29 protein-coding genes, 1 tRNA gene and 2 rRNA genes are annotated in these 23,522 nt (G+C 51.8%); 6 read left to right on the top strand and 26 right to left on the bottom strand.

Features of this window, described 5'->3' with window-relative positions:
- Positions 1–83 precede the first annotated feature (83 nt).
- On the bottom strand, positions 84–854 hold the full coding sequence (gene nudC, locus G461_RS0113180; protein ID WP_245587179.1) for an NAD(+) diphosphatase: 771 nt from the start codon (positions 852–854) through the stop codon (positions 84–86).
- Between the two features lie 219 nt (positions 855–1,073).
- Here nudC and G461_RS0113175 point away from each other — a divergent pair, with 219 nt between their 5' ends.
- Positions 1,074–1,538 carry an Rsd/AlgQ family anti-sigma factor gene (locus G461_RS0113175; protein WP_026972184.1) on the top strand — a complete coding sequence of 155 codons (465 nt, stop codon included), beginning with the start codon at positions 1,074–1,076 and terminating at the stop codon, positions 1,536–1,538.
- A 60-nt stretch (positions 1,539–1,598) separates the two neighbouring features.
- Here G461_RS0113175 and bamJ read toward each other — a convergent pair whose 3' ends face one another.
- Positions 1,599–2,354 (bottom strand): BamJ family beta-barrel-assembly machinery protein, encoded by a 756-nt coding sequence (bamJ, locus tag G461_RS0113170; RefSeq protein ID WP_026972183.1) that lies wholly within the window; start codon positions 2,352–2,354, stop codon positions 1,599–1,601.
- 126 nt (positions 2,355–2,480) lie between these two features.
- Here bamJ and G461_RS0113165 point away from each other — a divergent pair, with 126 nt between their 5' ends.
- Positions 2,481–3,461 (top strand): WD40 repeat domain-containing protein, encoded by a 981-nt coding sequence (locus tag G461_RS0113165; RefSeq protein ID WP_051333565.1) that lies wholly within the window; start codon positions 2,481–2,483, stop codon positions 3,459–3,461.
- 8 nt (positions 3,462–3,469) lie between these two features.
- On the top strand, positions 3,470–3,673 hold the full coding sequence (locus G461_RS0113160; protein ID WP_245579575.1) for a SlyX family protein: 204 nt from the start codon (positions 3,470–3,472) through the stop codon (positions 3,671–3,673).
- Positions 3,674–3,703: 30 nt separating this feature from the next.
- On the opposite strand, the gene G461_RS0113155 is transcribed toward G461_RS0113160, so the two are convergent.
- Positions 3,704–3,886, bottom strand: coding sequence for a YheV family putative zinc ribbon protein (locus G461_RS0113155; RefSeq protein ID WP_026972181.1), 183 nt, complete (start codon positions 3,884–3,886; stop codon positions 3,704–3,706).
- Between the two features lie 79 nt (positions 3,887–3,965).
- Between G461_RS0113155 and G461_RS0113150 the strand changes: the two genes are divergently transcribed.
- The gene (locus G461_RS0113150; protein WP_026972180.1) at positions 3,966–5,885 is read left to right on the top strand and encodes an ABC transporter ATP-binding protein; all 1,920 of its coding nucleotides are present in this window, start codon (positions 3,966–3,968) and stop codon (positions 5,883–5,885) included.
- 329 nt (positions 5,886–6,214) lie between these two features.
- A complete protein-coding gene (locus G461_RS0113145; protein WP_026959588.1) occupies positions 6,215–6,562 on the top strand; it encodes a hypothetical protein in 348 nt (115 codons plus the stop codon).
- A 5-nt stretch (positions 6,563–6,567) separates the two neighbouring features.
- On the opposite strand, the gene mgtE is transcribed toward G461_RS0113145, so the two are convergent.
- From mgtE to metA, 3 genes are all read right to left on the bottom strand, one after another.
- Positions 6,568–7,905 (bottom strand): magnesium transporter, encoded by a 1,338-nt coding sequence (mgtE, locus tag G461_RS0113140; RefSeq protein WP_026972179.1) that lies wholly within the window; start codon positions 7,903–7,905, stop codon positions 6,568–6,570.
- Positions 7,906–8,134: 229 nt separating this feature from the next.
- Positions 8,135–11,797: a methionine synthase gene (gene metH / locus G461_RS0113135; protein ID WP_051333564.1), complete on the bottom strand. Its 3,663-nt coding sequence runs from the start codon at positions 11,795–11,797 to the stop codon at positions 8,135–8,137.
- Positions 11,798–11,878: 81 nt separating this feature from the next.
- Positions 11,879–12,820: a homoserine O-acetyltransferase MetA gene (metA, locus tag G461_RS0113130; protein WP_026959585.1), complete on the bottom strand. Its 942-nt coding sequence runs from the start codon at positions 12,818–12,820 to the stop codon at positions 11,879–11,881.
- A 144-nt stretch (positions 12,821–12,964) separates the two neighbouring features.
- Here metA and G461_RS0113125 point away from each other — a divergent pair, with 144 nt between their 5' ends.
- Positions 12,965–14,221 carry a cyclic di-GMP phosphodiesterase gene (locus G461_RS0113125; RefSeq protein ID WP_026972177.1) on the top strand — a complete coding sequence of 419 codons (1,257 nt, stop codon included), beginning with the start codon at positions 12,965–12,967 and terminating at the stop codon, positions 14,219–14,221.
- Positions 14,222–14,305: 84 nt separating this feature from the next.
- On the opposite strand, the gene rplQ is transcribed toward G461_RS0113125, so the two are convergent.
- From rplQ to G461_RS0113025, 20 genes are all read right to left on the bottom strand, one after another.
- Positions 14,306–14,701 (bottom strand): 50S ribosomal protein L17, encoded by a 396-nt coding sequence (rplQ, locus tag G461_RS0113120; protein WP_026959583.1) that lies wholly within the window; start codon positions 14,699–14,701, stop codon positions 14,306–14,308.
- A gap of 40 nt (positions 14,702–14,741) precedes the next feature.
- Positions 14,742–15,728 carry a DNA-directed RNA polymerase subunit alpha gene (locus tag G461_RS0113115; RefSeq protein ID WP_026959582.1) on the bottom strand — a complete coding sequence of 329 codons (987 nt, stop codon included), beginning with the start codon at positions 15,726–15,728 and terminating at the stop codon, positions 14,742–14,744.
- A 24-nt stretch (positions 15,729–15,752) separates the two neighbouring features.
- Positions 15,753–16,373, bottom strand: coding sequence for a 30S ribosomal protein S4 (gene rpsD / locus G461_RS0113110; RefSeq protein WP_026959581.1), 621 nt, complete (start codon positions 16,371–16,373; stop codon positions 15,753–15,755).
- A gap of 26 nt (positions 16,374–16,399) precedes the next feature.
- The gene (gene rpsK, locus G461_RS0113105; RefSeq protein WP_026959580.1) at positions 16,400–16,789 is read right to left on the bottom strand and encodes a 30S ribosomal protein S11; all 390 of its coding nucleotides are present in this window, start codon (positions 16,787–16,789) and stop codon (positions 16,400–16,402) included.
- Positions 16,790–16,801: 12 nt separating this feature from the next.
- Positions 16,802–17,158 carry a 30S ribosomal protein S13 gene (gene rpsM, locus G461_RS0113100; RefSeq protein WP_026959579.1) on the bottom strand — a complete coding sequence of 119 codons (357 nt, stop codon included), beginning with the start codon at positions 17,156–17,158 and terminating at the stop codon, positions 16,802–16,804.
- 110 nt (positions 17,159–17,268) lie between these two features.
- Entirely contained in the window at positions 17,269–17,382 is a 114-nt protein-coding gene (gene rpmJ / locus G461_RS0113095; RefSeq protein ID WP_000868186.1) for a 50S ribosomal protein L36, read from the bottom strand.
- A gap of 36 nt (positions 17,383–17,418) precedes the next feature.
- Positions 17,419–18,744: a preprotein translocase subunit SecY gene (gene secY, locus G461_RS0113090; RefSeq protein WP_026972176.1), complete on the bottom strand. Its 1,326-nt coding sequence runs from the start codon at positions 18,742–18,744 to the stop codon at positions 17,419–17,421.
- Positions 18,745–18,752: 8 nt separating this feature from the next.
- Positions 18,753–19,187, bottom strand: coding sequence for a 50S ribosomal protein L15 (gene rplO / locus G461_RS0113085; protein WP_026959577.1), 435 nt, complete (start codon positions 19,185–19,187; stop codon positions 18,753–18,755).
- A gap of 2 nt (positions 19,188–19,189) precedes the next feature.
- Positions 19,190–19,372 carry a 50S ribosomal protein L30 gene (rpmD, locus tag G461_RS0113080; protein ID WP_026959576.1) on the bottom strand — a complete coding sequence of 61 codons (183 nt, stop codon included), beginning with the start codon at positions 19,370–19,372 and terminating at the stop codon, positions 19,190–19,192.
- Between the two features lie 6 nt (positions 19,373–19,378).
- Complete coding sequence (gene rpsE, locus G461_RS0113075) at positions 19,379–19,873, bottom strand: 30S ribosomal protein S5 (RefSeq protein WP_026972175.1); 495 nt, start codon at positions 19,871–19,873, stop codon at positions 19,379–19,381.
- A 10-nt stretch (positions 19,874–19,883) separates the two neighbouring features.
- Positions 19,884–20,234, bottom strand: coding sequence for a 50S ribosomal protein L18 (gene rplR, locus G461_RS0113070; RefSeq protein ID WP_026959574.1), 351 nt, complete (start codon positions 20,232–20,234; stop codon positions 19,884–19,886).
- Between the two features lie 9 nt (positions 20,235–20,243).
- The gene (rplF, locus tag G461_RS0113065) at positions 20,244–20,771 is read right to left on the bottom strand and encodes a 50S ribosomal protein L6 (RefSeq protein WP_026959573.1); all 528 of its coding nucleotides are present in this window, start codon (positions 20,769–20,771) and stop codon (positions 20,244–20,246) included.
- Positions 20,772–20,785: 14 nt separating this feature from the next.
- Positions 20,786–21,178 carry a 30S ribosomal protein S8 gene (rpsH, locus tag G461_RS0113060; RefSeq protein WP_026959572.1) on the bottom strand — a complete coding sequence of 131 codons (393 nt, stop codon included), beginning with the start codon at positions 21,176–21,178 and terminating at the stop codon, positions 20,786–20,788.
- Between the two features lie 26 nt (positions 21,179–21,204).
- Complete coding sequence (gene rpsN / locus G461_RS0113055) at positions 21,205–21,510, bottom strand: 30S ribosomal protein S14 (protein ID WP_026959571.1); 306 nt, start codon at positions 21,508–21,510, stop codon at positions 21,205–21,207.
- A gap of 11 nt (positions 21,511–21,521) precedes the next feature.
- Positions 21,522–22,061, bottom strand: coding sequence for a 50S ribosomal protein L5 (rplE, locus tag G461_RS0113050; RefSeq protein WP_026959570.1), 540 nt, complete (start codon positions 22,059–22,061; stop codon positions 21,522–21,524).
- Between the two features lie 12 nt (positions 22,062–22,073).
- Complete coding sequence (gene rplX, locus G461_RS0113045; protein ID WP_026959569.1) at positions 22,074–22,388, bottom strand: 50S ribosomal protein L24; 315 nt, start codon at positions 22,386–22,388, stop codon at positions 22,074–22,076.
- A 10-nt stretch (positions 22,389–22,398) separates the two neighbouring features.
- Positions 22,399–22,767, bottom strand: a complete 369-nt coding sequence (gene rplN, locus G461_RS0113040; protein WP_026959568.1) for a 50S ribosomal protein L14 — start codon at positions 22,765–22,767, stop codon at positions 22,399–22,401.
- A gap of 297 nt (positions 22,768–23,064) precedes the next feature.
- A tRNA-Thr gene (locus G461_RS0113035) sits at positions 23,065–23,140 on the bottom strand.
- Between the two features lie 51 nt (positions 23,141–23,191).
- Positions 23,192–23,307 (bottom strand): 5S ribosomal RNA (gene rrf / locus G461_RS0113030).
- Positions 23,308–23,413: 106 nt separating this feature from the next.
- Positions 23,414–23,522, bottom strand: a 23S ribosomal RNA gene (locus tag G461_RS0113025); the annotation flags it as partial.

Below are 23,522 nucleotides of genomic sequence, written 5' to 3'. Positions count from 1 at the left end.
CCAGCGCTCTCCGCCCGCTTTACAAGAAGGCAGTAATAAGAGCCCAATCTGTTTCTGGCCCGCCGGTTTACCGACGGGCCTTTTTATTTGCCCTCTCGCCAGCGCTCAATCATTGCCCGGGCAATGGTGCCATGGGGTGGCAAGTCCGGCAGCTTATCGCGCTTAAACCAACGCGCATCTAATAGCTCGCGCCGGTCAGCCTCAATATCCCCTTCCTGATACTCAGCGAAATACGCCGCCATCAACGAATGGGGAAAGGCCCAAGGCTGGCTCTTCCAATACCGCAGCTTGTGACAGCGGATCCCGGTCTCTTCCTCCACCTCACGCACCACCGCATTCTCTAGCGTTTCACCGGCCTCGACAAAGCCCGCCACCGCGGTATAAAAACCATGTTTATGGCGACGATGGCTGGCTAACAGCACTTCATCGCCCTTGGTAACCAACACGATGATACTGGGGGAGATACGCGGGTAGGCGCGAAAACCACACTCTGGGCAGGCCACCGCCAGCTCCCAATCGACCCGCTGCATGGGCTCGGCGCAGCGACCACAAAAGCGATGGGTATTCAGAAACAGCTCGATCTGCTGGGCCCGTCCAACCAAGTCAAACAGGCCCGGCTCCAAACGGAACATCGACTCACGTAGCGTCAGCCACTCGCCGATCCCCATATCGATGGGCTCGGCCAGCTCCATCCGCCGGCAAGGCTCGCCTTGATACTCAGCAAACTCTTCTGCAGTATCGAAATCCAACGCTGGAAATGGTAGCTCTTGCACCTCACCAAAGGGCAAGCCTTGCCCTTGTGGAATCACTAACACCTTGTCACCACAGGTAAAAAACCACCAACCGAATCCCAAAGCTGAATCTCCCTTAACAATCTGGGTCGCCATCTGCAACACAGGATGCGTGATAGGTAACAAGAGTGCAACTATTGACATCATATCGAGTTAGCCTCAAAGCGCCGTAGAAAGCGCTTAAACTCAAAGTTATCGGGAAATTAGACCAAATAGCAGTTGACCCCTGTGCGCTTTTTATTTACTTATTAGAGGTAAAGAAGACGGTTGAGGATGCCGCTTATGTTAACCCGATTAGAGCAAGCCAAAGCCAAATGGGGCGGGGCCAGTCAAGTGATTGATAACTGGTTAGAAGCTCGCAAAGAACTACTTATCTCCTACTGCGAGATTGCCGGACTTCCACCTTATGAGTCGGCGGATCGTGGCCTTCCTGAAAATGACAAAATAGTCAGTTTTTGTGAGCAACTGGTTGATTACGCCTCAACCGGCCATTTTGAGGTCTATGACCAGATCGCCGAGCGTTGCGAAGCGGGTAGTAGCGAAGCCTTAATCTCAAAAATCACTGCCACCACCGATACTGCGCTAGCCTTCAATGACCGCTATGCCGAGGTGGATGACCAAGAGCTAGAGCTAGCCAACCTGGACCGAGACCTGTCGGCGCTCGGACAAACCATGGAAGAGCGCTTCGCCATCGAAGACAAGCTGCTCGACGCTCTCTACCAGCAAGCCCAGCAAACTAGCGAATAAGCAGTTTTCACCCATAAAAAAAGCGATGCCGAGGCATCGCTTTTTTGTTGCGAGATCCGCTTACTCAGGCTGCGTTTCGGCAACTGCTTCGGCTTTTTCGAACTCAAGTAGTTCTACTTCGAACACCAATACCGAGTTTGGTGGGATTGAACCTGCGCCCATCTCGCCGTAACCCAGCTCAGACGGGATGTAGAATTTGTACTTAGAACCTACAGACATCAGCTGTACGCCTTCGGTCCAGCCAGGGATTACGCGGTTCAGTGGGAAGCTGGTAGGCTCGCCACGGGCAATTGAGCTATCGAACTCGGTGCCATCTAGTAGGCTGCCCACATAGTGTACGGTCACCATGTCTTCTGCCGCTGGCTTATCGCCCTTGGCGGCGGTCAATACTTCGTATTGCAGGCCAGATTCGGTCACGCTCACTTCTTCACGCTCGGCGTTTTCAGCCAGGAACTTCTCGTTCTCGGCAAGCATTGCCGCTGCTTCTTCGGCCGCTTTCTCTTGAGCCAGACCAGCCAGGGTTGCGTCCAAAGCTTGTAGCGCTTCTTGCATCTGCTCTTCAGACATTGCAACTTCGCCATCCAAACCATCTTGCATACCGCGTAGTACCAACGCGTTATCTAACTCCAGGCCAAGTTCTTGTTGCTGTTCCAGAGAGCGACCGATGTAACGGGAAACTGAAGCACCAATAGCATAGGCTTGTTGCTGCTCAGGCGTGTCCAAACTTACCGGCTTCACTTCTTCTTGGGCTTGCTGCTGACAACCCGCCAGTGCAACAGATGCGGCCAATAGTGAAAACGCGAAATACTTTTTCATTCAATTTCTCCATTTTGGGATGAAACCTGGGGAGAACCCCAAGTCTTATGTAAGTGAATGACTTACAATGAAAGACTTATACTAACCGTATTTAGTCACCACAAACTAGCAAGAGTTCTCACGAATATGAGATTGTTGAGTCGTTTTTTATTAATCTCGTGCAGCTTTTTCCTGATTAGCGCCTGCACCGGTGAGCAAAAACCGCTGGTGCAGTGGCAGCCCGCCAAAGACGGCGCCTATGCCGCCGATATCTCCGACAATGGCAAACTGGCGCTGATTTCCGATATCAGCCGTGGGCTAAGCTTGTGGGATCTTGAGCAACAAGCACCAATCCATCGCTGGGATCTCGGCGATGAGTTCGATGATCAGGTGTTTATCACCAAGTTTGCCGAAGGACATGATTTTGCCATTGCCGCCAGCCGCGACGCCTTCGGTATCTGGGATGTAAACAGCGGCGACCCCATCGGCTACTGGCTTATTAGCGACTCCAGCATTCGTGATGTCGCCCTCTCCAAAGGGGCGCGTTACGTGTTATTGGGCATGGGGGATGGCAAGGTCATCCACCTCGACCTGCGCACCGGGCGCCGACTCGAGTTTCAGGGCCACAGCGAACGCATCAATGCGGTGGCGATGTCAGCCAATGGCCGTTTTGCCCTCACCGGCGGCAACGACCACCAAGCCTTGCTGTGGGATACCCAGAGCGCGCAGATCATCCAACGCTTTCCCCATCAAGGCCGCATCTCAATGGTCGCACTGGCACCAGAGGGTAACCTGGCATTTACCGCAGATAGCGGCGATCAAGCCAAGCTGTGGCGCATTCCCTCGGGCGAGCAACACAGCAAGCTAAAATTCACTGCCCGCCAGAATATCTTCTCTCATGTTCGCTTTGTTAACGACGGCCAGTGGCTACTAACCGGTTCGGCCGCCCGTAAACTCAGTCTGTGGCACGTCGACAGCGGACAGCCACTACAACACTGGAAGGTCAAGCCAAGCCAGAATGCCGGGCCGCAAAGCGCGGTGGTGTATAGCGCCAATCTGCTTGACAAGCAGGGGGTGGTGAGCGCAAGCTCCTCGGGTTTTGTAGAAGTGTGGCCCATCGAGCAATGAGTGAACAAATGCAGCGTCAAATCGAAGAACTGGAAACCAAACTGGCCTTCCAGGAAGATACCATTGAGCAGCTAAATCAGGCCCTGCAGAGCCAACAGCTGCAGCTGGATATCGTGCAGCAGCAGCTCAAACTGTTAGCGGCGAAGATCCGCGAAGGCGGCTCCAGCCCCGTCGCCTCACAAAGCGAAGAGACCCCACCACCGCACTACTAAGCGCCTCTAAGGGCGTTTTTCTAAACGAGGTTAAGGTTTAAAGCGCCCAATAATCCCCCACTCTTCCTGCTTGGCTGCCTCCGGCTCATGGTCTTGGTAGTCGCAGCAGACACATTCCACCCAGCGCCGTTCCCCTTCGGTGACTACCCGCAAACTATCCTGCTCCTGACATTTTGGACACTGCGCGCCTGCGATAAAACGGTACTTTGGCATGTGCTTTGTTCCTTGGACTACGCCTCTGAGGTATGATTGCGCCATTATTGCACAGAGCGAAAATTTAGCACCAGCCCCAATGATTACAGCCAGTAGTATCACCCTGCAGCGCGGAACCAAGGTTCTGCTCGATTCAACCAGCCTCACTATTCACCCGGGCCAAAAGCTCGGCCTGGTGGGTCAGAACGGCTGTGGCAAATCCAGCCTATTCTCGTTACTACGCAATGAGCTGCAGGTGGACGGAGGCGAGCTCTACCTCCCCAGTAACTGGCAGATCGCCAGCGTGGCTCAGGAAACACCCGCCCTTGATACTCCAGCAATCGACTATGTGATTGAGGGGGACGTTGAGTACTGCGAGTTACAAGCCAAGCTGGCCCGCGCCGAACAGCAAGGTGAAGGCGAAGCGATTGCACTGCTACACGGCCAGCTGGACGCCATTGGCGGCTACCAGATCCGCGCACGCGCCGCTGAACTTCTGGCCGGCTTAGGCTTTGATGAGCCTGCTCAAGCCAGCCCGGTGCGCTCGTTTTCGGGTGGTTGGCGGATGCGCCTGAATCTAGCGCAAGCGCTGCTGTGCCGCTCAGATCTGCTGCTACTCGATGAACCGACCAACCACTTGGACTTAGACACCGTGGTGTGGCTGGAGCAGTGGCTGCGCCGCTACCCCGGCACCTTGGTGCTGATCTCCCACGACCGCGACTTCCTCGACAACATCGTTGGCCGGATCGTACATATCGAGCAGGCCACTCTAAACGATTACACCGGCAACTACAGCGACTTTGAGAAACAGCGCGCCGAAAAGCTGGCTCAACAACAAGCCCTGCATGAGAAGCAGGTACGTGAGCGGGCGCATATGCAAAAGTTCGTCGACCGCTTCCGCTACAAGGCCAGCAAGGCCAAGCAAGCGCAAAGCCGCTTAAAGGCGCTGGAGAAGATGACGCTGATTGGCGAAGCCCACGTCGACTCCCAGTTCAGCTTTAGCTTTCGCGAGCCCGACAGTCTGCCTCTGCCGTTGCTGACCATGGATGAGGTGACCGCCGGCTATGGCGATAAGCAGATCTTAAGCAAGCTGCAGTTTAACTTGGTGCCAGGCAGCCGCATCGGCCTGCTGGGCCGCAATGGCGCAGGTAAGTCGACCTTTATCAAGCTGCTCTCCAAAGACCTGGCACCGCAAGGCGGTGAGCTAGATATCAACCCCAAGGCGCAAGTTGGCTACTTCGCCCAGCATCAGCTGGAGACCCTGCGCCTCGATGACAGCCCACTGCAGCACCTACAGCGACTAGCCCCCGACAACACCGAGCAAGAGCTGCGTAACTACTTGGGTAGCTTTGGCTTTCATGGCGACAAAGCACTGGACAAGGTGGCACCGTTTAGCGGTGGCGAGAAAGCCCGCTTGGTATTGGCGCTGATAACCTGGCAAAAGCCCAACCTATTGCTGCTCGATGAGCCCACCAACCACCTGGATTTGGACATGCGCCATGCGCTGACCATGGCCCTGCAAAACTTTGAAGGCGCGATGGTGGTGGTCAGCCACGACCGGGCACTGCTGCGCGCGACCACCGATGAGTTTTATCTGGTGAGCGACGGGCAACTCAGCCCCTTCAATGGCGATCTGGATGACTACCAGCGCTGGTTAAGCCAAGCGCAAGCGAATACCGCCAACAGCGGCAGCGAGAGCAAAGCCGCCAACGAGGCCCCCTCCCGCAAAGAGTTAAAACGCCTGGAAGCTGAGCATCGCCAAACACTCGCACCTTTGCGCAAACAGCTTAATAAGGCCGAAGCTGAGATGGAACGCTGGCAAACTGCGCTGGAAGAGGTGGAACAACAGCTGGCGGATAGCAGCCTCTACGAGGCGGAAAATAAGGCGCAGTTACAGCAATGCCTCGAGCGCCAGCGTGAAGCCAAGCAGAAACTCGAACAAGCAGAAGGCCAGTGGTTTGAATTAGAAGAGGAAATTGATGCCCTTAACCAGCAATTTTCTGCCCAATTCGCCGACTAAATGGGCTAATATACCCGAACCGCCTCAAGATGCTTGTTCAGCGAGATTTCCAGTCCCTCAGGCAAGGCACTGCTGCGCCGATCTAGTGATCTAAATCAAGCAGCAGTAACGCAGTATGAGGGACTGGAAAACTCGCCCTTTGGGAGGAACTCAATGTCCATAGTTCTTCGTTGAAAACACTCGAAATGGGTCATCATTCCCGCGTATTTTCGCCTCGCCCTATGGACATTGAGTTACTCTGAATCCTGCATCTTGAGGCGGTTCGGGTATACCGATGCAAGCCCGTACACATGCAGCGGGCTTCTCTCATCATTGCTTCAGGAAGGATTATGGAACAGCAAAAGCCACACCTTGGGATTTTAGCTCTGTCGTTGGTGTTGATCGTGGTCGGCATTGGTGTCATCGCCTTGGTACTCCCCCACGCCTTGGGGATCCTTAGCCTACCCAGCGAAGCGCCGTTTATGGGTGATTTTGTCGCCTGGCTACTGGCCGATACCGAGGCGCTACAGGCCTCTGCTGGCGAAGAGTTTTTCGAGATATTTCAGACCTTTGTTAAGGTCATCGTACTGCTAGTATTTCTTTATGCTTGCCTCAAGCTGGTGGCTATCGGCTTGATGATTATCCGCGAAGGGGTAAAGCTGTTACGCCCTACCCCTGCCAAGAAAAGCAAAGAATAAACGCTCTAGAGCGTTAGAATCGAGCTCGCCAATCCGAAGTAGATCAAGACACCTGCCACGTCGGCGATGGTTGCAACCAGCGGCCCCGAGGCGGTGGCGGGGTCCATCTTGAATTTGTTGAGGATAAACGGCAGGCTCAGGCCAATCAACGAGCTGGCCAACACGATCACGATCATCGAGATGGCGACAATCAGGCCCACCTCAAAACCGCCACGGAACACCGCCAGGCTAAACACCGCGATCGCCATGGTGCCACCGAGCGCAGCGCCTACCAGCATTTCCCGAGAAAACAGCTTGGCCCAGTCGCTTTTGTCCACCTCGCCGGTGGCCAATGCCCGCACCATCAGCGCCGCTGCCTGGGAGCCTGCGTTACCGCCGCTACCAATCAGCAGAGGCAGGAAGAAGACCAAGGCCACGTGGGTCGAGATGGTGTCTTCGTAATGAGCAATACCGGCACCTGAGAACATCGCACCGAATACCAGCAGTATCAACCAGAAGATCCGTTTGCGGTAAAGCTCGCGCAGGCTCACTCGGTCCACCGTCTCTTCCAACACTCCTACCGATGCACTCTTCTGGGCATCCTCGGTGGCCTCTTCAACCACAGCGTCCATCGCATCATCGTAGGTAATAATACCGACCAGGCTGTCTTGCTCGTCGGTCACCGGCATCGCCAGCAAGTCATAGTGACGGATTTGTTCAGCGGCATGTTCCTGGCTTTCGTCTACGTGGACCGAAACCACATCGGTTCGCATGATGTCGGCGATCAGTGCATCCGGTGAGGCCAGGATCAACTCCCGTAGCGACACGGTACCCAACAGCTTACGCTGCGGATCGATCACATAGGTTTGATAGATGGTCTCTTTGTCTGGCGCTTCCAAACGCAGTTGCTTAATGGCGCGGCTAACCAACCAGTGGGCCTTAATGGTGGCGTAGTCCGAGGTCATGATCGCCCCGGCAGAGCCTTCTGGGTAGCTGGCCAAGCGACGTAGATCTTCACGCTCAGCCTGAGCAAGGCCCGGCAGGATCATCGCCCGGTGGCTTTCATCCAGATCGTTGTATAAATCGGCGCGCTCATCCGCGTCCATTCGAGAGAACAAGGCAGCCAGCTTGGTGCGCGACATAAGTGCCGCTACATCGGCTTGCATATAGGGCGGAAGATAAGCGAACAGCTCGGCGCGATCATTAAGGGAGAATAAGGCCAGAAGCTGCTGGGCTTCTTTTGCCGCGAAGTCGGCAATGGTGCTGCCTACGTCGGCATGGTGATTATCTTCGAGCGTGGCGCGCACTTCGACTTTGTCGAGCGTGACCAAGCCCTTTTCTAGTTTTTCAGCTAGTGTCAGCATTGACCCTCCTACACGGAAGCGCCAACACTCAGTATGGACGACCCGCGAGATTAAAATATTGAGATGAGAAGGAGACTAAGAAAGTTTCTACTGTCCGGGTCCATTATTGTTTCCTAAGAATAAAACGCCGCGATTATAGGCCCAAAGCGGTTGAATCTCAAGCAGATAGGGCAAAAGCAAGGGGAGCTCAGCTCCCCTTTTTTTACCAATTAGAATACAGACGCTTAGGCTAGTTTACGTTAGGCGCCAGCCAGCGCTCGGCATCGCTCAAGGTCATGCCCTTACGCACAGCATAATCTTCCAGTTGGTCATGTTGGATGGTTGCAACCGCAAAGTAGCGACTCTCAGGGTGGGAGAAGTACCAACCCGATACCGCCGCCCCCGGCCACATCGCGTAGCTAGAGGTAAGCTGCATACCGATGCGCGCTTCCACATCCAACAGCTCCCAGATAACGCCTTTCTCGGTGTGCTCGGGGCAGGCTGGATAACCCGGAGCCGGGCGGATCCCTTGATACTTCTCGCGGATCAGCTCGTCGTTGTTGAGCTTTTCATCTGCGGCGTAACCCCAGAATTGTTTGCGCACCTGCGCATGCAGGTACTCAGCAAAGCCCTCGGCCAGACGATCGGCCACCGCCTGCACCATGATGGCGTTGTAATCATCGCCCGCTTCTTTATAGGCCGTGGCTATCTCGTCTTCGCCGATACCGCCAGTGACCGCAAAGGCGCCAATGTAATCAGCCACGCCACTGTCTTTTGGTGCAACAAAGTCAGCCAAGCAGTAATTGGCACCTTTGGTTTTTTCGGTCTGTTGGCGAAGCTGGCAGCTGGTTTGAATTACCTGCTCGCGTGACTCGTCCTGATAGATCTGGATATCGTCGCCCACGCTATTGGCTGGGAACAGGCCGCAGACCCCGGATACCTTGATCTTCTTACTCTGCTTGAGGCTATCGAGCATCGCTTTGGCATCGGCAAACAGGCGCTTGGCCTCTTCACCCACCACCTTGTCTTCCAAGATGCGTGGGTACTTACCGGCCAGCGACCAAGTCATAAAGAATGGGGTCCAATCGATGTAAGGCTCGATCTCTTCAATCGCCACGTCGTCGAACTGGATCACGCCAAGCTGATTGGGTACCGGCGGCTGGTAGCTCTGCCAGTCGGTGGCAAAGGCATTGGCGCGCGCCTGCTCCAAGGTAACGGGTGCTGAGCGCGGGCGCTTACGGGCATGTTGCTCACGCACGATGTCGTAGTCTTTCTGCAGCTTCTCAACAAAGGCAGGCTTGAGCTCTTTAGACAGCAGGCTTTGGCAGACGCCCACCGCCCGCGATGCGTTTGGCACGTAAACCACCGGCTCTTGATAGTTTTGCTCGATCTTCACCGCAGTGTGCGCTTTAGAGGTAGTGGCACCGCCGATTAGCAGTGGCAAGTCCATCTCCAGTCGCTGCATCTCCTTGGCCACATGTACCATTTCATCGAGCGATGGGGTAATCAGGCCCGACAGACCAATCATATCGGCGCCTTCTTCCTTGGCCACCTTGAGGATCTGATCGCAAGGCACCATCACGCCTAAATCGATCACCTCGAAGTTGTTACACTGCAGCACCACGCCCACGATGTTCTTGCCGATATCGTGCACATCGCCTTTCACGGTGGCCATCACGATCTTGCCGTTGGATTTTTGGTCAGCGTCTTTCTCTTCTTCGATGTAAGGCTGCAGGTAGGCCACCGCGCGCTTCATTACTCGCGCCGATTTCACCACCTGTGGCAGGAACATCTTGCCGTCGCCGAACAAGTCACCCACCACATTCATGCCGTCCATCAACGGGCCTTCAATCACGTGCAGCGGACGGTCGGCTTCTTGGCGGGCCAGCTCGGTATCATCCTCGATAAACTCGGTAATACCTTTGACCAAGGCGTGCTCAAGACGCTTGGCCACCGGCCAGCTGCGCCATTCCAAGTCTTGGGTGTTTTCCTGGGCCTTGCCGTCGCCGCGGTAGTCTTCGGCGATGGCCAGCAGGTCATCGGTGGCATCGGCGTGGCTGTTCAGCACCACCGCTTCCACCTTCTCTTTGAGCTCACTCGGGATATCTTCATAGATCGCCAGCTGCCCGGCATTCACGATCCCCATATCCATGCCGTTTTTAATGGCGTGGTAGAGGAATACCGCGTGAATGGCTTCTCGCACTGGGTTGTTACCACGGAACGAGAAGCTCACGTTAGACACACCGCCGGAGATCATCGCATGGGGCAGGTTGTCTTTAATGTCTTTCACCGCCTCGATAAAGTCGACAGCGTAGTTGTTGTGCTCATCAATCCCGGTGGCAACCGCGAAGATGTTCGGGTCGAAGATAATGTCTTCCGGTGGGAAGCCCACTTGATTGACCAAGATGTCGTAGGATTTGCTACAGATCTCGAACTTACGCTCGCGTGTATCGGCTTGGCCCACCTCGTCGAAGGCCATCACGATCACCGCCGCACCATAGCGACGCAGCAACTTAGCTTGCTGGATAAACGGCTCAACGCCCTCTTTCATCGAGATAGAGTTAACGATGGGCTTACCCTGCACACATTGCAGGCCGGCTTCCAGGATGTCCCACTTGGAGGAGTCGATCATCACCGGCACCTTGGCAATATCCGGCTCTGAGGCAATCAGGTTCAAGAAGCGTACCATCGCCGCCTTTGAATCGAGCATCCCCTCATCCATGTTGATATCGATGATCTGAGCGCCGTTCTCCACTTGCTGCAGGGCGATCTCGATGGCTTTGTCGTAGTTCTCTTCTTTAATTAAGCGCTTGAAGATAGCTGAGCCGGTCACATTGTTACGCTCACCGACGTTCACGAACAGCGTATCATCGTGAATGTTCAAAGGCTCAAGACCAGAAAGGCGACAGGCCACCTCAATCTCAGGCAGCTTACGGGGTGGCAGTTCGGCCACCGCATCGGCCATCGCTTTAATGTGCGCAGGGGTAGTACCACAGCAGCCACCAATCAGGTTAACGAAGCCAGATTCCGCCCACTCCTTCATTTGTGCGGCCATCTCTTCGGCGCCCAAGTCATACTCACCGAAGGCATTAGGCAGACCGGCGTTGGGGTGTACGCTAACAAAGCCCTCGGAGATGCGGCTCATCTCTTCAACATACTGGCGCAGCTCATCGGGGCCGAGAGCACAGTTCAGGCCCATGCTCAGTGGCTCGGCATGGCGCAGCGAGTTGTAAAACGCTTCCGTCGTCTGGCCACTCAGGGTTCGGCCGGATGCGTCGGTAATGGTGCCGGAGATCATAATGGGCAACTCACGGCCAATCTCCTCGAACACAGTTTTAACCGCAAACACCGCTGCTTTGGCGTTGAGGGTATCGAAGATGGTTTCAATCAAAATCAGATCGGCGCCGCCTTCAATCAAGGCATTGGTGGACTCTTTGTAGGCTTCAACTAGCTCATTAAAAGTGACATTCCGGTAGCCAGGATCGTTAACGTCCGGCGAGATGGAACAGGTGCGGTTAGTAGGCCCTAACACACCGGCAACGTAGCGTGGCTTATGGGGCTCAGCGTCGCTAAGCTCCTGCGCGACCTGTTTGGCGATGCGTGCCGATTGCAGGTTAATCTCAGCAGAGAGTTCCTGCATATCGTAATCGGCCATCGCAATGGTGGTGGCGTTAAAGGTGTTGGTCTCGATGATATCGGCACCCGCTTGCAGATACTCGCGATGGATATCTTTGATAAGCTTGGGCTGAGTCAGCGACAACAGGTCATTGTTTCCCTTTACGTCACAATGCCAATCGGCGAAGCGTTCTCCACGGTAGTCCTGCTCTTGCAGCTTGTGGCCTTGGATCATCGTTCCCATACCGCCATCGATGATCAAAATGCGTTCGGCGAGTTGTTGCTGGATCTGTGACACCTTTATTTCCTTCTAGGTCTTGCGAGCGGGCAGTTTAGCATAGCCTTGTTCAGGGAATCGCCAAGCCTCCCCTGTATGAAATTATTTCAATATATTGTCTGATTTAGGCTGCAGTTTTTGCAGATCGTACGGCGTGGTCTGGTACACGCAGTAGTTCAGCCAATTGCTGTAAAGTAGGTGACCGTGGCTGCGCCAGGTTGCACACGGCATCTGCTCGATATCGTCGTCGGGATAGTAGTTACTCGGTAGCTGGGGCTCCATTCCTTCCGCCAAGTCCCGTTGATATTCGTTGTGCAGGGTGCAGGCGTCATATTCCGGGTGGCCGGTGATAAACACCTGACGGAAGTCCTCGCTACACAACAGGTAGCTGCCGGCATGTTTGCTGTCGCCCAGCACCAACAGGTCGGTTTCCTGCTCGATCAGCTTGCTATCGAAATGGGCATAGCGGGACAACGGGGCCAGGAATCGATCATCAAATCCGCGCACCAGCGGGTTATGGCGATGCTTGGTTTGATGCCAGTACACGCCGGATAACTTGTCTTCCCGAGTTTGGCGCTGCAAACCGTACAAGTGGTAGAGCGCTGCTTGCGCTGCCCAACACAAGAACAAGGTGGAGTTCACATGGGTCGTCGACCAGTCGATGATCTCCTTGATTTGCTCCCAATAGTACACATCCTCAAACGGCACCTGCCCCAATGGCGCACCGGTGATGATCAGCCCATCGAAGTTACGCTCACGGATCTTCTCGAAGTCGGCATAGAAGCTGTCGATATGCTCCTGCGGCGTGTTCTTAGACGGTCGATGATCGATGCGCAGCAGTTCCACATTCACCTGCAAGGGGGAGTTAGAGAGCAAACGTAGCAGCTGGTTTTCGGTCTCGATCTTCTTGGGCATTAGATTGAGGAGCACCACCTGCAGTGGGCGAATATCCTGATTAACTGCGCGCGACTCAGGCATGACGAAGATATTTTCATTGCGCAGAACTTCCGCTGCAGGCAATTGGTCGGGTATACGAATTGGCATGTTCTGACCTAACTAATCCATTTAGACATCTAGAGGTCTATTTTAGTTGGTTGTTGCGACAAGTCTAGATCTGATAAAAATCACTTGGAGATCACCCGTAGCTTATTCATAATCAAAGGGTTTACCCAGCCACCAAAAGGAAGTATGGCCGAGTTAAAATTGAGCGTTGAGCGCTTGCAGCCAGGGGTTTTCGTTAAGCTCCCGGTGAAGTGGGGCGAGCACCCCTTTATGTTCACCAGCTTTAAGATCAAGAGCAACGAGCAAATCGCGGTCATCCGCAGCCTCGGGCTTAAGCACGTCATCGTCGTTCCAGATAAGAGCACCTCAGCACCATTGCCTCCTACCAACGGCGATGCTCCTGCACCACAAGAAACACCGGATGCAAAGATCGAAGACAAGCTGTGGGATGAAAAGCGTCAACGCATCGAAGAGCTCAAGCAATATCGTCGTAACCTACAAAAGATCGAGAAAGAGTTCGGTCGCTCCGTAGCGCAGGTGCGTGCGGTGATGAGCAAGATAAAGAGCCGACCATTAAACGCACTGCAAGACGCGACTACCCTGATTTCCACCATCGCCGATGACATGATCAATGGCGAGAACGTGGTACTTCATTTGATGGGTGATGGTAAAGAAGCTGACAACTTTTACTACCACAGCCTCAACGTCTCGATTCTGGCAATGATGCTGGGTAAGGCGGTTGGCCTTTCTGAGCGTGATATCAAAACCCTAGGCCTTGGTGGACTATTCCATGATGTGGGCAAGATGCAGATCCCCGACCCTATCCTACGTAAGACGGGTAAGCTGACCCAGCAAGAAAGCAATCTGTTAAAGATGCATACCAAGTACGGGGAGAAGTTCTTAAATCTCTCGGAGACAGTTCCAGAACAAGTTAAGACCATCGCCGCTCAACACCATGAATATCTGGATGGGTCGGGCTATCCGGCGGGCCTAAAGGGTGACCAGATTGACCCGCTTACCCAGGTGATTACTTTGGTCAACGACTATGACTCACTTTGCCATCCGCCCGACCCTAAGCAAACCCGTATCCCGTTTACGGTGATCTCCTACCTGTACAAACAGCGCAAGAAGCAGCTTAACTCGCAGCACCTTGGTGTGCTGATCCGCTTACTGGGGATCTATCCTCCGGGAAGTGTGGTTCAGTTGAGTAACGGTCAGATTGGTTTGGTAATGTCGGTCAACTCGGAACGTTTGTTGTTTCCAGCGGTGCAGGTATATGACCCTGCTATTCCCCGAAATGAAGCGCCGATCATCGATTTGGAAGCGGCTCAGATCACTATCGAACGGGCGCTCAAGCCGAAGGCGCTGCCGCCAGAAGTATTTGAATACCTAAACCCCCGCACTCGTATCTCGTTTTACTACGATCACAGTAAAGCACTCTAAGCGCTTCGCTTTCTCAACGCGATATACGAAATTCAGGCATAAAAAAACCGGGCTAGAAGCCCGGTTCTTTCATCATTCAGAAGCTTACTCAGCAGCTGCTTCTTCAGCAACTTCTTCAACTTCTGGACGATCCAACAGCTCGATGTAAGCCATTGGAGCGTTATCGCCAGCACGGAAACCACACTTAAGAATGCGGGTGTAACCACCGGCGCGCTCTTGGAAACGTGGGCCCAGCTCAGCAAATAGCTTAGCCACTACTTCTGCGTCGCGGGTGCGAGCAAAAGCTAGACGACGGTTAGCTACGCTGTCATTCTTAGCCAAGGTGATCAGAGGCTCAACAACGCGACGAAGCTCTTTAGCTTTGGGCAGTGTTGTCTTGATAACTTCATGGCGAACCAATGAACTGGCCATATTGCGGAACATAGCCTGACGGTGGCTGCTGTTCCGGTTCAATTGACGACCACTCTTACGATGGCGCATGACCTTATCCTTCTAATTTAGTCGTTAAAACCGATGACTCTTACTTCTCAGCAATACTCGCAGGTGGCCAGTTTTCTAGGCGCATGCCCAGAGACAGTCCACGTGACGCCAGTACGTCTTTGATTTCGGTAAGCGACTTTTTACCCAGGTTAGGGGTTTTAAGTAGCTCAACCTCAGTACGCTGTACCAAGTCACCAATGTAGTGAATCGCTTCTGCCTTCAAACAGTTAGCAGAGCGAACAGTCAACTCGAGATCATCGACAGGACGAAGCAGGATTGGATCAAACTCTGGCTTCTCTTCTTTCTCTTCAGGCTCACTTACATCACGAAGATCCACGAAGGCATCTAGTTGCTCAGCCAGGATAGTGGCAGAGCGACGGATTGCTTCTTCAGGGTCTAGAGTGCCGTTGGTTTCCATATCGATAACCAACTTGTCCAGGTCAGTACGTTGCTCAACACGAGCAGCTTCAACGTTGTAGGCAATACGCGCTACTGGGCTGTAAGCTGCATCGACAAGCAGACGACCAATTGGACGCTCTTCATCTTCGGCGTGAACGCGAACAGAAGCTGGAACGTAACCGCGACCACGTTCAACCTTAATGCGCATGCTGATGTCAGCACCGGCACTTAGGTGACAAATAACGTGTTCAGGGTTAGCGATTTCGACATCGCCGTCGTGGACGATGTCGCCTGCAACAACAGGACCTGCGCCAGATTTAGTAAGATTTAGAGTGACCTCGTCCTTACCTTCTAATTTAACAGCGATGCCTTTCAGGTTAAGAAGGATCTCAAGGATGTCTTCTTGTACACCTTCTTTGCTGCTGTACTCGTGCAATACACCGTCAATCTCTACTTCGGTTACAGCGCAACCAGGCATAGATGACAGCAAAATGCGACGAAGAGCATTACCCAAAGTATGACCGAAGCCACGCTCTAGAGGCTCTAACGTTACCTTTGCACGAGTTGGGCTAACTTGTTCAATTTCAACTAGCCGTGGTTTTAGAAACTCTGTTACAGAACCCTGCATTGTGTCCTCTCTTTATATTAAGCCTTACTTAGAGTAAAGCTCGACGATCAGCTGTTCGTTAATGTCTGCAGACAAGTCGCTGCGCTCAGGCAGGCGCTTGAACACACCTTCCATTTTAGACGCATCAACTTCAATCCAGCTAGCCGCTTCACGTTGAGCAGCAATCTCAAGAGCAGCAGAAATACGTGCTTGCTTCTTAGACTTTTCACGAACGCTGATAACATCTTCTGGTAAAACCTTATAAGAAGGAATGTTTACCACTTTACCGTTAACCAGGATAGCTTTGTGGCTAACCAGCTGGCGAGCTTCAGCGCGGGTAGCACCGAAACCTAGACGATAAACAACGTTATCCAGACGGCTTTCAAGCAATTGCAGCAAGTTCTCACCGGTGTTGCCTTTCAGGCGAGCAGCGGCTTTGTAGTAGTTGCGGAATTGCTTTTCCAAAATGCCGTACAAACGACGTACTTTTTGCTTCTCGCGAAGCTGTAGACCGTAGTCAGACAGACGTGGCTTACGCGCACCGTGCTGACCAGGGGCAGTTTCTAGCTTACACTTAGAATCAATCGCACGAACACCGCTCTTTAGGAAAAGATCGGTACCTTCACGACGGCTAAGTTTAAGCTTAGGACCTAAATATCTTGCCATTATTCTTTCTCCAATCTATCCAGAAACTACACGCGGCGTTTCTTAGGTGGACGACAACCATTGTGAGGGATCGGAGTCACGTCAGTGATGTTAGTCACTTTGAAACCCGCTGCGTTAAGCGCGCGGATTGAAGACTCACGACCTGGACCAGGTCCGTTCACAAATACTTCAACGTTTTTCACGCCGTAATCTTTGGCAGCTTCAGCTGCACGCTCTGCTGCAACCTGAGCTGCGAACGGAGTAGATTTACGTGAACCACGGAAGCCTGAACCACCGGCAGTTGCCCAAGAAAGAGCGTTACCTTGGCGGTCGGTGATAGTCACGATAGTATTGTTGAAAGACGCATGGATGTGGGCCATGCCATCGACAACTTGCTTTTTAACGCGTTTACGAGCGCGAGTCGGAGTTTTAGCCATTTCTGCTCACCTCTATTTCTTAATAGGTTTGCGTGGACCTTTGCGGGTACGAGCGTTGGTTTTAGTACGCTGACCGCGAAGGGGCAAACTGCGACGATGGCGCAAACCACGGTAACAACCGAGGTCCATCAAACGCTTAATGTTCATAGATACTTCACGACGTAGATCACCTTCAACGGTGAATTTAGCTACTTCGTCACGAAGCTTATCAATTTGTGTTTCGTCAAGTTCTCTGATCTTCACATCTTCTGCGATACCAGCAGCCGCACAAATTTCTTGTGAACGGGTCTTACCGATGCCGTAGATGGCAGTCAATGCGATAACTGCGTGTTTCTGATCAGGAATGTTAATGCCGGCTATACGGGCCATTAGGCACACTCCTATAATTTTTTCGTAAAACGAAGGCCATCTGCGAAAAGCCCGTAAGGATACTCAACAGATGACCGGTTTGCAAATACTATGTCTTGAAATCTACTAGATTAGCCTTGGCGCTGTTTGTGCTTTGGCTCACTGCAAATTACGCGCACAACACCGTTGCGCTTGATAACTTTACAGTTACGGCAGATTTTCTTAACGGAAGCACGAACTTTCATTGCTATCTCCGTAGTTGTTGACTAACCAGAGCGGACCTAGCGGCCGTAGCTCTTGAGGTTAGCTTTTTTCAGAACCGACTCATATTGATGAGACATCAAATGGGTCTGGACCTGAGCCATAAAGTCCATGATAACCACCACTACGATAAGCAGTGAGGTGCCACCGAAATAGAACTGGACGTTCATTCCGATCATCATGAACTCAGGAATTAAACATACAAACGTGATGTACAAAGCACCAGCTAAGGTCAATCGAGTCATCACTTTGTCAATGTAGCGCGAGGTTTGTTCACCAGGGCGAATACCCGGAATGAACGCACCACTCTTCTTCAGGTTATCTGCTGTTTCGCGAGGGTTAAACACCAACGCAGTATAGAAGAAGCAGAAGAAGATGATGGCAGCGGCGTATAGTAACACATAAAGTGGCTGTCCGGGCTGCAATGTCAGAGAAATATCAGACAAGAATGAGAGACTCTCATTTTGTCCGAACCACTGAGCAAGCGTGCCAGGGAACAGAATAATACTTGAAGCGAAGATCGCAGGGATTACACCCGCCATGTTCACTTTAAGTGGTAAATGTGTACTTTGCGCTGCAAACACTTTACGACCCTGCTGGCGTTTAGCGTAGTTAACGACGATACGACGTTGACCACGTTCAACAAACACCACAAAGAAGGTCACCGCGAATACCAATGCAACGATGAACAACAGCAACAACAGATGCAGTTCGCCTTGGCGAGCCTGCTCAGCTGTTTGACCAATAGCAGAAGGCAATCCCGCTACAATACCAGCAAAAATTAGGATCGAAATCCCGTTACCAATACCACGCTCGGTAATTTGTTCACCCAGCCACATCAGGAACATTGTTCCGGTTACCAGGCTTACCATAGCAGTGAAAGTAAATGCGAGGCCGGTATTAACCACCAAGCCTTCCATCATGTTAGGCAGACCAGTCGCGATACCGAACGCTTGTACGGTAGCTAGACCTAAGGTCCCCCAACGGGTGTATTGGTTTAGTTTACGTCGCCCTGACTCGCCTTCTTTTTTCAATTCAGCAAGAGTCGGATGAACAACAGACAGAAGCTGCACGATAATCGATGCCGAGATATACGGCATGATACCTAGTGCAAAGATGGAAGCACGCTCCATCGCACCACCCGAGAACATGTTAAACATCTCTAGGATGGTGCCCTGCTGTTGCTCGAACAACGCAGCTAGTACAGCGGCATCAATACCAGGAAGCGGCACGAAGGAGCCCGCTCGAAACACGATAAGTGCTCCGAACACAAAGAGTAAACGGCTCTTGAGTTCACTCAAGCCACCTTGCGCATTTGCTGATGCTATTCCTGGATTCTTAGCCATGGTTTGTACTATTCCTCGATTTTACCGCCAGCGGCTTCAATTGCTGCGATAGCACCCTTGGTGGCTTTAATGCCTTTCAGGGTTACAGCCGCTTTAACATCGCCAGACAGAACAACTTTCGCGAACTTAATGTTGCGAGAGATGATGCCAGCTTCCTTCAAAGCGTTCAAATCTACCACGTCAGCCTTCACTTTTGCTAGCTCGCTAGTGCGAACTTCAGCAGAAACAAGTGATTTACGAGAAGTAAAACCAAATTTAGGCAAACGCTGTTTCAAAGGCATTTGACCGCCTTCGAAACCTGGGCGTACGCCACCGCCAGAACGAGACTTCTGACCTTTGTGACCACGACCACCGGTTTTGCCCAAACCAGAACCGATACCACGTCCTACACGTTTCGCAGCAGGCTTAGAACCAGCCGCTGGAGAAAGAGTATTCAAACGCATGATTATTCTCCCTCTACCTTAACCATGTAAGAAACTTTGTTGATCATGCCACGTACAGCAGGAGTGTCTTCCAGCTCTACAGTGTGGTTGATCTTACGTAGACCAAGGCCAGTTAAGGTCGCTTTGTGCTTAGGCAGACGGCCGATTGCACTTTTGGTCTGAGTTACTTTAATTTTGTTCGCCATGGCTTATTACCCCAGAATTTCTTCTACGCTTAGGCCACGCTTAGCAGCTACGTCCTGAGGAGAATGCATATTCTCTAGAGCGTCGATGGTAGCGCGAACGATGTTAATTGGGTTGGTTGAACCGTAAGCTTTAGACAGTACGTTTTGTACGCCTGCAACTTCCAGAACAGCACGCATCGCACCACCGGCAATAATACCGGTACCTTCAGAGGCAGGCTGCATGTAAACACGCGAACCTGAGTGACGGCCCTTAATAGGGTGCTGCAGAGTGCTACCGTTCAGACGAACGTTAACCAGGTTGCGGCGTGCTTTTTCCATTGCTTTTTGAATAGCAGCTGGAACTTCACGAGCTTTACCGTAACCAAAACCTACGCGACCGTTACCGTCACCCACTACAGTGAAGCTGAAGATACGACCACCTTTAACTACTTTAGAAACGCGGTTTACAGCGATAAGCTTTTCGTTCAGATCACTACCGGTTTGTGCTTCAAATTTAGACATGAGTCACCCCTTAGAACTGAAGACCAGCTTCGCGTGCAGCATCAGCTAATGCAGCAACACGGCCGTGGTATTTAAAACCAGAGCGGTCAAATGCAACAGTGGTTACGCCTTTCTCAGCAGCACGCTCGGCAATTGCCTTACCTACCGCTTTAGCAGCGTCAACATTGCTGGTAGTACCAACCTGTTCGCGAATCGCTTTATCAACAGTAGATGCAGTAGCAACTACTGAAGCGTCAGCTGCGATCACCTGCGCGTAAATGTGGCGCGGAGTACGGTGAATCACCAGGCGAGTCTTAGCCAACTCTTGCATAGCTTTACGTACGCGAGTCGCGCGACGTAGACGAGCAATTTTCTTATCCATAGTGTTACCTTACTTCTTCTTAGCCTCTTTACGACGCACGTACTCATCAGCGTAACGGATACCCTTACCTTTGTAAGGCTCCGGACGACGGTAAGCACGAATGTCAGCGGCAACTTGACCCAACAACTGCTTATCAGCACTTTTCAGCACGATCTCAGTCTGTGAAGGACACTCAGCAGTTACACCTTCAGGAAGGTTGTAGTTTACTGGGTGTGAGAAACCTAGAGTCAGGTCAACTACCTTGCCTTTAACAGCAGCACGGTAACCTACACCTTGCAGTACAAGTTTCTTCTCAAAGCCTTTAGTTACACCAAGTACCATGTTGTTGGTAAGAGCGCGTGCAGTACCTGCTTGAGCAGTAGCGCCACCTTCAACTACGGCGAACTTAAGTTCGTTTTCTTCTTTGGTTACAACAACTGCGTCGTTGAAAACGCGAGTCAGTGCACCGTTGCTACCTTTTACCGTTAGCTCTTGGCCGTTAAGGTTAACCTCAACGCCGGCAGGAATCGCTACGGGAGCTTTTGCTACTCGAGACATTTTCCTACCTCCAATTAAGCTACGTAACAGACGATCTCACCGCCCATGCCAGCTTTACGTGCTGCACGGTCGGTCATAACGCCTTTTGAAGTAGACACGATTGCAACGCCTAGGCCACCCATTACTTTAGGTAGGTCTTTAGCACCTTTATAGATACGCAGACCAGGACGGCTTACACGTTCAATCTTCTCAATAACTTTTTTACCCTCGAAATACTTCAGGGTAACTTCCAGTGATTTCTTAGTGTCACCAGAAACGGCATAGTCGGTGATGTAACCTTCTTCTTTAAGCAAGTTAGCAATAGCCACTTTAACTTTTGACGAAGGCATAACTACAGACACCTTACTTGCCGCTTGACCGTTGCGGATGCGAGTCAACATGTCCGCAATAGGATCTTGCATGCTCATAATCGTTTACTCCGAAATAAAGTGGATTACCAACTGGCTTTCTTAAGGCCAGGAACCTCACCACGCATCATCGCTTCACGCAGTTTGATGCGGCTAACACCGAATTTACGTAGGTAGCCGTGTGGACGGCCAGTTACGTTACAACGGTTACGCTGACGGCTACGTGATGAATCACGAGGCAACGATTGTAGCTTGAGCACTGCATCCCAACGCTCTTCTTCAGAAGAGTTAACGTCGTTAATAACAGTTTTAAGCGCAGCGCGCTTCTCGGCGTAACGAGCAACTAATTTAGTACGCTTCGCTTCGCGAGCTTTCATTGATTGTTTAGCCATAACTCTTCACCTTACTTGCGAAATGGGAAGTTAAAGGCAGCCAGCAGAGCGCGGCCTTCTTCGTCAGTTTGAGCAGTAGTGGTGATGGTAATATCCAGACCACGTACTTTATCGACTTTGTCGTAGTCGATTTCTGGGAAGATGATTTGCTCACGCACACCCATGCTGTAGTTACCACGGCCGTCGAACGACTTAGCGCTCAGACCACGGAAGTCACGTACACGGGGGATTGCGATTGAAATCAAGCGCTCCAAGAACTCCCACATGCGCTCGCCGCGCAGAGTTACTTTACAACCAATAGGGTATCCTTCACGGATTTTGAAGCCTGCTACAGATTTACGGGCTTTAGTGGTCAACGGCTTCTGGCCAGAGATTGCAGTAAGATCTGCAATAGCGTGCTCTAGAACCTTCTTGTCGTTGATCGCTTCGCCAACACCCATGTTCAGGGTGATTTTCTCAATCCGAGGGACTTGCATGATGGATTTGTAACCGAACTCTTTAGCGAGCTCAGGCGTCACAGTTTCCTTGTATAGGTCATGCAGTTTCGCCATCGTTTACTCCAATTACTTAACTAGTTCATTGTTAGATTTGAAGAAACGAACTTTTTTGCCGTCTTCAAATCGGAAACCTACGCGATCAGCTTTGCCAGTGGCAGAGTTGAACAACGCAACGTTAGATACGTCGATAGCCGCTTCTTTTTCAATGATGCCGCCAGCTTGACCCAGGTGTGGGTTAGGCTTTTGATGCTTCTTGACTAAGTTAACGCCTTCAACGAAAACCTTGCCGGTAGGAAGAACTTTGGTCACGCTACCGCGCTTACCTTTGTCTTTACCTGCAAGTACGATTACTTCATCGCCTTTTCTGATTTTGTTAGCCATTATGAACCCCTTACAGTACTTCTGGCGCTAGAGAAACGATCTTCATGAACTGCTCATTACGCAATTCACGAGTCACTGGGCCGAAGATACGAGTTCCCACTGGCTGGTTGTTGGCATTCAGGATAACCGCTGCATTGCGGTCAAAACGAATTACCGAACCATCAGGACGACGAACGCCTTTACGAGTGCGCACAACCACTGCGTTCATCACGTCACCTTTTTTAACTTTACCGCGAGGAATTGCTTCCTTAACGGTAACTTTAACGATGTCGCCAATGCGCGCGTAGCGGCGGTGCGAACCACCTAAGACCTTAATACACTGTACACGGCGCGCACCGGAGTTATCCGCTACGTCCATAGTAGATTGCATTTGGATCATTTGAATGCTCCGCTTTTTACTAAAACTGCCTTTGACACGCTGTCAAAAGCTCTGGCTGCCCTTAAAAGGCGCGAAATTATACCACCCCGATTTTGGAAATGGTAGAACTGTCTAAAATTTGTTTAATTTAATTTGTTTTTATATAAAAAACAGTAGCTTAACAATTTTGAACAGAGCACTTTCGAAGCGAAGAGGTGCTATTTCGGCCTCCACCGTTCACGCTAAGGGATGCAGCCTCCTCCATTTAGCGTGAAATACAAACAAAAAAGCCCGGCGTTAGCCGGGCTTTCTCGATACTGGTGCTGATAGGCAGATTTGAACTGCCGACCTCACCCTTACCAAGGGTGCGCTCTACCAACTGAGCTATATCAGCGGACTCTTGTCTTCACCTATATCCTATATACAGGTAAACACGAAATTGGGAGCCTGGCAGTGACCTACTTTCACATGGGGAAGCCCCACACTATCATCGGCGCAGTTGCGTTTCACTTCTGAGTTCGGCATGGAGTCAGGTGGTTCCACAACGCTATTGCCACCAGGCAAAAAACGGTGTCTTTAAGCAATTCGGATAAGGATAAAACTTTAAATCTGGAGTTCAAACAAGCATTTCTTGTCTAGGTGAACAACAACACCCCTTAGGTGTTGTATGGTTAAGCCTCACGGGTAATTAGTACAGGTTAGCTCAACGCCTCACAACGCTTACACACCCTGCCTATCAACGTCGTAGTCTTCGACGGCCCTTCAGAGACCTTAAA

Origin of the sequence: Aliagarivorans marinus DSM 23064 (assembly GCF_000429485.1) — a bacterium.
Classification (GTDB): Bacteria; Pseudomonadota; Gammaproteobacteria; order Enterobacterales; family Celerinatantimonadaceae; genus Aliagarivorans; species Aliagarivorans marinus.
This window is presented reverse-complemented; position numbering and strand designations above follow the sequence as displayed.

What these genes read in the sequence shown, in the direction of transcription:
- rpsK (WP_026959580.1), bottom strand. Translation starts at nt 16,789, where the DNA reads ATGGCTAAAACTCCGACTCGCGCTCGTAAACGCGTTAAAAAGCAAGTT.
- rpsH (WP_026959572.1), bottom strand. Translation starts at nt 21,178, where the DNA reads ATGAGCATGCAAGATCCTATTGCGGACATGTTGACTCGCATCCGCAAC.
- rplF (WP_026959573.1), bottom strand. Translation starts at nt 20,771, where the DNA reads ATGTCTCGAGTAGCAAAAGCTCCCGTAGCGATTCCTGCCGGCGTTGAG.
- rplE (WP_026959570.1), bottom strand. Translation starts at nt 22,061, where the DNA reads ATGGCGAAACTGCATGACCTATACAAGGAAACTGTGACGCCTGAGCTC.
- G461_RS0113155 (WP_026972181.1), bottom strand. Translation starts at nt 3,886, where the DNA reads ATGCCAAAGTACCGTTTTATCGCAGGCGCGCAGTGTCCAAAATGTCAG.
- bamJ (WP_026972183.1), bottom strand. Translation starts at nt 2,354, where the DNA reads ATGAAAAAGTATTTCGCGTTTTCACTATTGGCCGCATCTGTTGCACTG.
- rplN (WP_026959568.1), bottom strand. Translation starts at nt 22,767, where the DNA reads ATGATCCAAATGCAATCTACTATGGACGTAGCGGATAACTCCGGTGCG.
- rpmJ (WP_000868186.1), bottom strand. Translation starts at nt 17,382, where the DNA reads ATGAAAGTTCGTGCTTCCGTTAAGAAAATCTGCCGTAACTGTAAAGTT.
- G461_RS0113125 (WP_026972177.1), top strand. Translation starts at nt 12,965, where the DNA reads ATGGCCGAGTTAAAATTGAGCGTTGAGCGCTTGCAGCCAGGGGTTTTC.
- rpsN (WP_026959571.1), bottom strand. Translation starts at nt 21,510, where the DNA reads ATGGCTAAACAATCAATGAAAGCTCGCGAAGCGAAGCGTACTAAATTA.
- G461_RS0113175 (WP_026972184.1), top strand. Translation starts at nt 1,074, where the DNA reads ATGTTAACCCGATTAGAGCAAGCCAAAGCCAAATGGGGCGGGGCCAGT.
- G461_RS0113145 (WP_026959588.1), top strand. Translation starts at nt 6,215, where the DNA reads ATGGAACAGCAAAAGCCACACCTTGGGATTTTAGCTCTGTCGTTGGTG.
- G461_RS0113115 (WP_026959582.1), bottom strand. Translation starts at nt 15,728, where the DNA reads ATGCAGGGTTCTGTAACAGAGTTTCTAAAACCACGGCTAGTTGAAATT.
- rplQ (WP_026959583.1), bottom strand. Translation starts at nt 14,701, where the DNA reads ATGCGCCATCGTAAGAGTGGTCGTCAATTGAACCGGAACAGCAGCCAC.
- rplR (WP_026959574.1), bottom strand. Translation starts at nt 20,234, where the DNA reads ATGGATAAGAAAATTGCTCGTCTACGTCGCGCGACTCGCGTACGTAAA.
- rplO (WP_026959577.1), bottom strand. Translation starts at nt 19,187, where the DNA reads ATGCGTTTGAATACTCTTTCTCCAGCGGCTGGTTCTAAGCCTGCTGCG.
- rpsE (WP_026972175.1), bottom strand. Translation starts at nt 19,873, where the DNA reads ATGTCTAAATTTGAAGCACAAACCGGTAGTGATCTGAACGAAAAGCTT.
- secY (WP_026972176.1), bottom strand. Translation starts at nt 18,744, where the DNA reads ATGGCTAAGAATCCAGGAATAGCATCAGCAAATGCGCAAGGTGGCTTG.
- rpmD (WP_026959576.1), bottom strand. Translation starts at nt 19,372, where the DNA reads ATGGCGAACAAAATTAAAGTAACTCAGACCAAAAGTGCAATCGGCCGT.
- G461_RS0113160 (WP_245579575.1), top strand. Translation starts at nt 3,470, where the DNA reads ATGCAGCGTCAAATCGAAGAACTGGAAACCAAACTGGCCTTCCAGGAA.
- rpsD (WP_026959581.1), bottom strand. Translation starts at nt 16,373, where the DNA reads ATGGCAAGATATTTAGGTCCTAAGCTTAAACTTAGCCGTCGTGAAGGT.
- rplX (WP_026959569.1), bottom strand. Translation starts at nt 22,388, where the DNA reads ATGGCTAACAAAATCAGAAAAGGCGATGAAGTAATCGTACTTGCAGGT.
- metA (WP_026959585.1), bottom strand. Translation starts at nt 12,820, where the DNA reads ATGCCAATTCGTATACCCGACCAATTGCCTGCAGCGGAAGTTCTGCGC.
- G461_RS0113150 (WP_026972180.1), top strand. Translation starts at nt 3,966, where the DNA reads ATGATTACAGCCAGTAGTATCACCCTGCAGCGCGGAACCAAGGTTCTG.
- rpsM (WP_026959579.1), bottom strand. Translation starts at nt 17,158, where the DNA reads ATGGCCCGTATAGCCGGCATTAACATTCCTGATCAGAAACACGCAGTT.
- G461_RS0113165 (WP_051333565.1), top strand. Translation starts at nt 2,481, where the DNA reads ATGAGATTGTTGAGTCGTTTTTTATTAATCTCGTGCAGCTTTTTCCTG.
- mgtE (WP_026972179.1), bottom strand. Translation starts at nt 7,905, where the DNA reads ATGCTGACACTAGCTGAAAAACTAGAAAAGGGCTTGGTCACGCTCGAC.